Genomic DNA, 5,623 nt, shown 5'->3' on the forward strand with positions numbered 1-5,623 from the left:
GTCGGCGCAGGCGGCGACGCCGTGACCGGGCGGGACCGGCTCCTCGCAGGCGACGACCTCGGCCGCCTGGACGCCGGCGGCAGGCTGGGTGGTGGGGTCGCCCGCGATCGCGGGGAGCCATCCGCATGACCAGGCGACGAGCAGCGTGGCGACGAGCACGGCGATCACGCCGATGTACTGGGGTTTCACGATCGTCCTCGATTCGGAGGGTCGGGGCGGTCCGCCGCGCCGGTCGCGGCGTCGCCGTCGGGATGGTCGCCGCCGGTCAGGGCGGCCACGTGGAGTTCCAGGAGCCGTCGACCGCGTCTGCAGCGGCACGGCGTCCACGCCCTCTTGAGGAGCAGGACGGGCACCAGGCCGACGTCGACGCAGGCGGCGCAGTCGGGGGCGTGCTCCCATCCGCCGGGCACGGCGGCGACCTCGACGCCGGAGCGGCGGGCAGCCGTGGCGATGGCCTGCACGGAGGCGACGATGAGGTCGGCGACGAGGCGGCCGTTCGGCACGCCGATGACGTCGACCAGGACGTCAGGCTGAACCACGCCTGCCTCGCCAGCGGGGGCAGGCCAGCCGCAGATCTGCCAGCGGCCCTCGTCCACCTCGAGCGGGTTGTCGTCGCCTGGGCACACCTGCCATGTGGCGGGATCGGTCATGGCTCACCACCGCTTCCCTCCTCCGAGGCGCGGGCACAGCCGAAGGCGGTGATGATCCCGCTGAGCAGCAGGCAGCGGACCGCGTCCTCGCCGGGAGCCCACACCAGGGCGACGACCGACGCTGAGACGGCGATGAGCCCCGCAGCCGCGATCAGCAGCCACAGCGGCCGCGTCATTGGCCGGCGCCATGGTTGCTGCAGACGCAGATGCAGGTGTCGTCCTGCTGACCCGCGGCCAACGCCTCGAACATCGCCCGAGCCTGCTTGGGGTCGAGGGTGATCTCGGGCAGAGCCTTTCGGGCCCGCTCGACGAGGTACTCGACGGAGTACGCTGCCTGCTCGGTCGAGGTCGTGTGGGGGGCGATCAGGCGCCACAGCAGCACGATCACGCGGTTCGCCTCAGTGGCGTTCATCTCGTCTCGCTTCCTTGGGGGTTGATCGCCCGGGCGGCCGCTGCGGCCGCCCCGACCTGCTCGTCATCGGCCGGCTCCCGGCTTCTCGTCCCGGATGGCCAGCACGCCGAACACGACGAGCGTCAGCCCGGCCAGCAGGAACAGCAGGGCGGCCTCGTGCGGGGCGGGCTGCGCGAGCTCGAACACGGATACGGCCGCTACGACGAGCCCCAGGGAGACGAACAGCAGCCCCAGCGGCTTCATCGGGCAGCGCCTGCGGCGAACGCGGCGTACCGCTCCTGCTCCTGACGCCATACGGCCGCCAGCGTCTCGACGACCTTCGGGTCGACGCCCGCCAGCATGAAGCCGACCCGCTCCTCATACGTCGCCTGCCGCTGCACCCGGTAGGGCGTGTCAGCGGGCAGCTGGTGGCTCTCGAAGGAGCAGTACAGGGCGCGAGCGACCGGCATCAGCTGGCGCAGCGCGACGTCGGCGTCGAGGCCGGGAACGACCTGCTTCGGCTGCTCCTCCTGCTCCTGCTGTCCGGCGGCGGCCTGGTGGCCGCGCTTGCACGTGCACAGGTGCTCGACGGTGGCGGGCTTGAGGGCGAGTTCGAGGACGGCGGCAAGCCCGGCCCGCATCGCCGCGTCCTCGGTGGCGCCCTGCTGGTGGTCGCCGTACACGGCGGCCATCTGGTGCAGCAGCTCCGGCGTGATGTCCAGGCGCGGGATGCCGGTCCATGTGTAGCGGCCGGTGTCGTGGCAGCGGCCGCAATCGGGCGCGCCAGCGGAGGTGGTCATCGGGATGTTCTCCGTTCGCTGTGAGGTTCTCGGCGGGCTTTCGCCAGGCGCAGCAGCGGGGAGACGCTGCTGGGGTGGTGCCGGGCGGCGGGCGCGGACATCGCCCGGCATCGAGGGAAGGCCGGTCAGCTGGTGCTGGTCACCAGTCGTCGTCGGCGGGCTGGGCCCTTTCGGGAGTGATGACTTCAGCCCAGTGCGGGCTGAATTGCCCCTTGCCGAGAGTGCCGGTGTCGACGATCGCCGCGGTGACGGCCTGGATGGCGTCGCCGATCGCGAGCAGGGCCAGCACACCGGCCTCGTTGAAGGCGATCAGCTGCGCTTCGGGGCTGTCGCCCTGGCGGAGGGCCTTGCCCAGCGCCGCGCGGGTGTTGTCGAGGCCGGAGGCGGCCGCCTTGTAGGAATCGGGGCCCCGGTACTCGCGTCGTGAGCCGTCATACATGGGCGCTTTCCTCCTGGTCGAAGAAGCGCGACCTGCTCGGCGTTGTCGCCCATGACCCGTACTGGGGCATCAGGCTTCGCTTTCGGAGATCAGCTTGCGAAGCCGCGCCTGTCCTTCGTCGCCAGACTTCGCCAGCCGGTAGGCGGCCACCAGGCCGGGGAACCCGGCGGCGATGCGGTCGAGGCCGATGACGTCGGCCGTCACCATGGCCTCGAGCAGCTTGGTCCGGAACGTGCTTGCCGGCCAACCTCCCTCCCGACCGACGGCGAACAGGGTGTGAGCGGCGTCGTCCACGCCGATGGAGCTTTCGTCAACCTCGGGAACCATGATCGCAACGTGTCCTTTCCGTGAGCTGGATGCAATTTTCACCGTACAGTTGGATGGGGACTGTTGCAAGTGTTTCCATATAGCTAGGCAGAGCGGCGCGACTTCTTCGACTTCTCGGGCGTGCGGGAGGGCCGCGGCAGATGCCGCAGGCCAGCCCGGACCTGGGCGCCGGAGCCGGGCGCCATACGGAGGTGTGCGGCCACTTCAGGGCGGCAGCCGCGGCAGGGCTGCACGAAGTCGCTCCCGTCTGATCCGACGCGGTTGATCCAGCCGTCTTCGCAGCCGAGGTGCGGGCATTCGCAGTTCGGGAACGGGCAGGGGATCAGCATCTCGTCAGTCCTCCCATCCGGGGACAATCACGATTGTCACTCGCTATGTGAACGATAGATGCTGCGAGTGACAGAAACACCTGCATATGCGCGGCCGCAGGGCGCGCGGCCTCCCGGCGGGGCAGAATCGGGCGCTATGACCGACGTGATCGACGCGCAGGCACTCCTGCCCGGCATGCCGGGCGTCCCGCCGCTGCTGTACGTCTCGCCCGAGGTGGGCGACACGACGACCGACCAGCTGTTCGCGGCGCTGATCCATATGGGGCTGCCGCCGATCGCCGTCACGGTCGGCGGCGGGCAGGCCTCGATGGAGCTGTACATGGCACAGGACGACCGCTGGCGGATGGTCATCGGCGCCGGGCGCGAGGTCGAGGTGCGCATGCCGTGGCCGGACGGCGGCGACCTGGCGCTCGTCGGCGACATCACCGTCACCGATCCGTCCGACTGGTGCGGCGAGGTGCTGGAGCAGGGGCAGGCGCTGGTGATGGCGGGGCCCGCGCTGCCGTGGAAGCGGGGGGAGATGTCGTTCGGCCGGCTCCTGTCGTTGCTGGCCACTCGCTCGGCGTGCGGCGGGGTCGTTCGCGCCCAGCTGGCGGCCTGAGCCGCACCCACCCTGTAGGCCGTCGGACGACAATGCCGTGCGGCATCGAGCTCTAATGGTCTCCGCATCGGTCGTCAGCCGGGGTAGGCGGCCCGTTTCGCCACCGGCGGCGGCCGGCGGCCGCTACCCTTCAGGGGTCGCACCGCCCGTTCAGATGCTGCAGGGGCTGAACGCCTCTGGGCGGCACGCGACACACATCGCCCGGCAACACCGTGGGCGGTCGTGTCACCAGGGGGAAGTCCGGGGCCGAAATGCGGTCGGGCCCGGACAGACAGAAGGGCTCCCGCCTCACCGACGGGAGCCCTTCTTCGCTGCCAGCCCTACCCCCACTGGACGGCGGGCAGGTACCAGGACACACCCGGCGCGAGGCCGGTGACGCAAGCCAGATCGTTCATGACATTCCCTCTCCACTGGGATTCTGTGCCGCAATTTCTACCCTACAGATATGGGGAATCAGAACTAAAGTGTCCCCTTGTCACGGTTGAGCAAAGAGCGGCGCTTGGGATTCGCCCCCCCGGGAGCGGCTCGCGGCGCTACTGGGCCCACTGGTAAGGATCGAACCACCGGCCGCCATCTGCTGAAGATCTCGGAGTCGGTTAGCCATGGGCCCGACCGTTCACCGACGTTGATTCTCAACACGGGTTCCCGACGAGGCCGACCTGCGGCTTCGTGTTCGTTCGGCGAAGTGTCGACAGACGAAGGTCTGTCGACACGGCCTCCGGGGAGGATCGGACCGGATTTTGGCGCTAGAGAGACGATCTTGAGATTGGCTGGTGCTCCTTGTGTGGTCGGCGGGCCGGGGTGGGCGGCGGCCGGGACCGGCCGGAGAGCCGCAGCCCGGCCGTCGATCCGCCCCGGCCCGCCGACCGCGCCGAGACGTCGCCGGCGGCTCTTGATCCCCATAAGAACAATTCGGCAACTCGGGGTATCGGCAAGAAACGTGTCACCAAGCTGGGCTTGATCCGGTTTGACGGACATCTGAGATCAGGGGTTCGTCCCCGGAAGGATGTCCATCATGGAGAGCATGGGGAAGAAGAAGCGTCCTCGCCGCTCGTTCACGCCGGAGTTCAAGGCCGAGATCGTCGAGCTGTGCCAGCGCGGTGATCGCTCGATCGGTCAGGTGGCCAAGGACTTCGATCTGACCGAGACCGCGGTGCGTGACTGGGTCCGCCAGGCCGAGGTCGATAGCGGCCGGCGGGACGGGCTGACCAGCAGCGAGCGGGAGGAGCTGGCGGCGCTGCGGCGGGAGAACCGCCGACTGCGTGAGGACGTCGACGTCCTCAAGCGAGCGACGGCTTTCTTCGCGAAGGAGACCCGGTGAGCGTTCACCCGTTCATCGAGGCGGAAAAGCAGGGCGGCCACAACGTCAAACGGGCGTGTGAGCTGCTGGGAGTCTCCCGTGCCGCCTTTTACGCGCGCCGCCAGGCCGTGCCCGGTCCTCGCGCGGCGCGCGACAGGGAGCTGGGCGAGCGCATCACTCAAGTGCACCGCCACTCGCGTGGCACCTACGGCGCCCCTCGCATTCACGCGGTCTTGCGGGGCGAGGGTGAGCGGTGCGGGCGACGGCGGGTGGCCCGGTTGATGCGCGAGGCCGGGCTGCGAGGCCGTCATCGGCGCCGCCGCCTGGTGACCACGATCGCCGATCCTGGTGCCGCAGTTCGGCCCGATCTGATCGGCCGGGACTTCGAGCCGGACGCGGCCGCGGTCGATACTCGCTGGTGCGGCGACATTACCTACATCCCGACCGATGAAGGCTGGTTGTATCTGGCGACCGTGATCGACATCGCTTCACGCCGGGTGGTCGGCTGGGCTACCGCCGACCACCTGCGCACTGAGCTGGTGGTCGAGGCGCTGCAGATGGCATGCTCGCGTCGCCGTCCCACCGGGTCGGTGATTTTCCATTCGGATCGTGGCTGTCAGTACACCAGCGCCGGCTACGCCCAGCTGGCCGAGCGGCTGGGCGTCCGCCTGTCGGTCGGTCGCACCGGCCAGTGCTGGGACAACGCTCTGGCCGAGTCGTTCTTCGCGACGTTGAAGGGTGAGCTGCTGGCCGGGCGTGCCTGGCCGAGCCGGGCTGCCGCCCGCA

11 protein-coding genes are annotated in these 5,623 nt (G+C 69.8%); 3 read left to right on the plus strand and 8 right to left on the minus strand.

The features are described from left to right. From ABFX50_RS50200 to ABFX50_RS50235, 8 genes are all read right to left on the minus strand, one after another. A partial coding sequence (locus ABFX50_RS50200) for a hypothetical protein (RefSeq protein ID WP_346158311.1) occupies positions 1–189 on the minus strand: 189 nt, incomplete at its 3' end. Then, positions 186–650 (minus strand): hypothetical protein, encoded by a 465-nt coding sequence (locus tag ABFX50_RS50205; protein ID WP_346158314.1) that lies wholly within the window; start codon positions 648–650, stop codon positions 186–188. The genes ABFX50_RS50200 and ABFX50_RS50205, both read right to left, overlap by 4 nt. Then, positions 647–826 (minus strand): hypothetical protein, encoded by a 180-nt coding sequence (locus tag ABFX50_RS50210; protein ID WP_346158316.1) that lies wholly within the window; start codon positions 824–826, stop codon positions 647–649. The genes ABFX50_RS50205 and ABFX50_RS50210 overlap by 4 nt, the downstream gene beginning before the upstream one ends. Beyond that, positions 823–1,062: a hypothetical protein gene (locus ABFX50_RS50215; protein WP_346158319.1), complete on the minus strand. Its 240-nt coding sequence runs from the start codon at positions 1,060–1,062 to the stop codon at positions 823–825. Before ABFX50_RS50215 ends, ABFX50_RS50210 begins: the two co-directional genes overlap by 4 nt. 63 nt (positions 1,063–1,125) lie before the next feature. After that, complete coding sequence (locus tag ABFX50_RS50220) at positions 1,126–1,305, minus strand: hypothetical protein (RefSeq protein ID WP_346158320.1); 180 nt, start codon at positions 1,303–1,305, stop codon at positions 1,126–1,128. Next, a complete protein-coding gene (locus tag ABFX50_RS50225) occupies positions 1,302–1,841 on the minus strand; it encodes a hypothetical protein (RefSeq protein ID WP_346158322.1) in 540 nt (179 codons plus the stop codon). Before ABFX50_RS50225 ends, ABFX50_RS50220 begins: the two co-directional genes overlap by 4 nt. Before the next feature lie 139 nt (positions 1,842–1,980). Further along, positions 1,981–2,280: a hypothetical protein gene (locus tag ABFX50_RS50230; RefSeq protein WP_346158324.1), complete on the minus strand. Its 300-nt coding sequence runs from the start codon at positions 2,278–2,280 to the stop codon at positions 1,981–1,983. 69 nt (positions 2,281–2,349) lie between these two features. Next, the gene (locus tag ABFX50_RS50235; protein WP_346158325.1) at positions 2,350–2,607 is read right to left on the minus strand and encodes a hypothetical protein; all 258 of its coding nucleotides are present in this window, start codon (positions 2,605–2,607) and stop codon (positions 2,350–2,352) included. Positions 2,608–3,072: 465 nt separating this feature from the next. Here ABFX50_RS50235 and ABFX50_RS50240 point away from each other — a divergent pair, with 465 nt between their 5' ends. The 3 genes from ABFX50_RS50240 to ABFX50_RS50250 form a co-directional block, all read left to right on the plus strand. Further along, positions 3,073–3,537 carry a hypothetical protein gene (locus tag ABFX50_RS50240; RefSeq protein WP_346158327.1) on the plus strand — a complete coding sequence of 155 codons (465 nt, stop codon included), beginning with the start codon at positions 3,073–3,075 and terminating at the stop codon, positions 3,535–3,537. Positions 3,538–4,552: 1,015 nt separating this feature from the next. Continuing rightward, a complete protein-coding gene (locus ABFX50_RS50245) occupies positions 4,553–4,858 on the plus strand; it encodes a transposase (RefSeq protein WP_346158328.1) in 306 nt (101 codons plus the stop codon). Beyond that, positions 4,855–5,623 (plus strand): IS3 family transposase (locus ABFX50_RS50250; RefSeq protein WP_346158331.1); only part of this gene is annotated, 769 nt, incomplete at its 3' end. The genes ABFX50_RS50245 and ABFX50_RS50250, both read left to right, overlap by 4 nt.

Source organism: Nonomuraea recticatena (genome assembly GCF_039533245.1).
GTDB lineage: Bacteria > Actinomycetota > Actinomycetes > Streptosporangiales > Streptosporangiaceae > Nonomuraea > Nonomuraea roseola.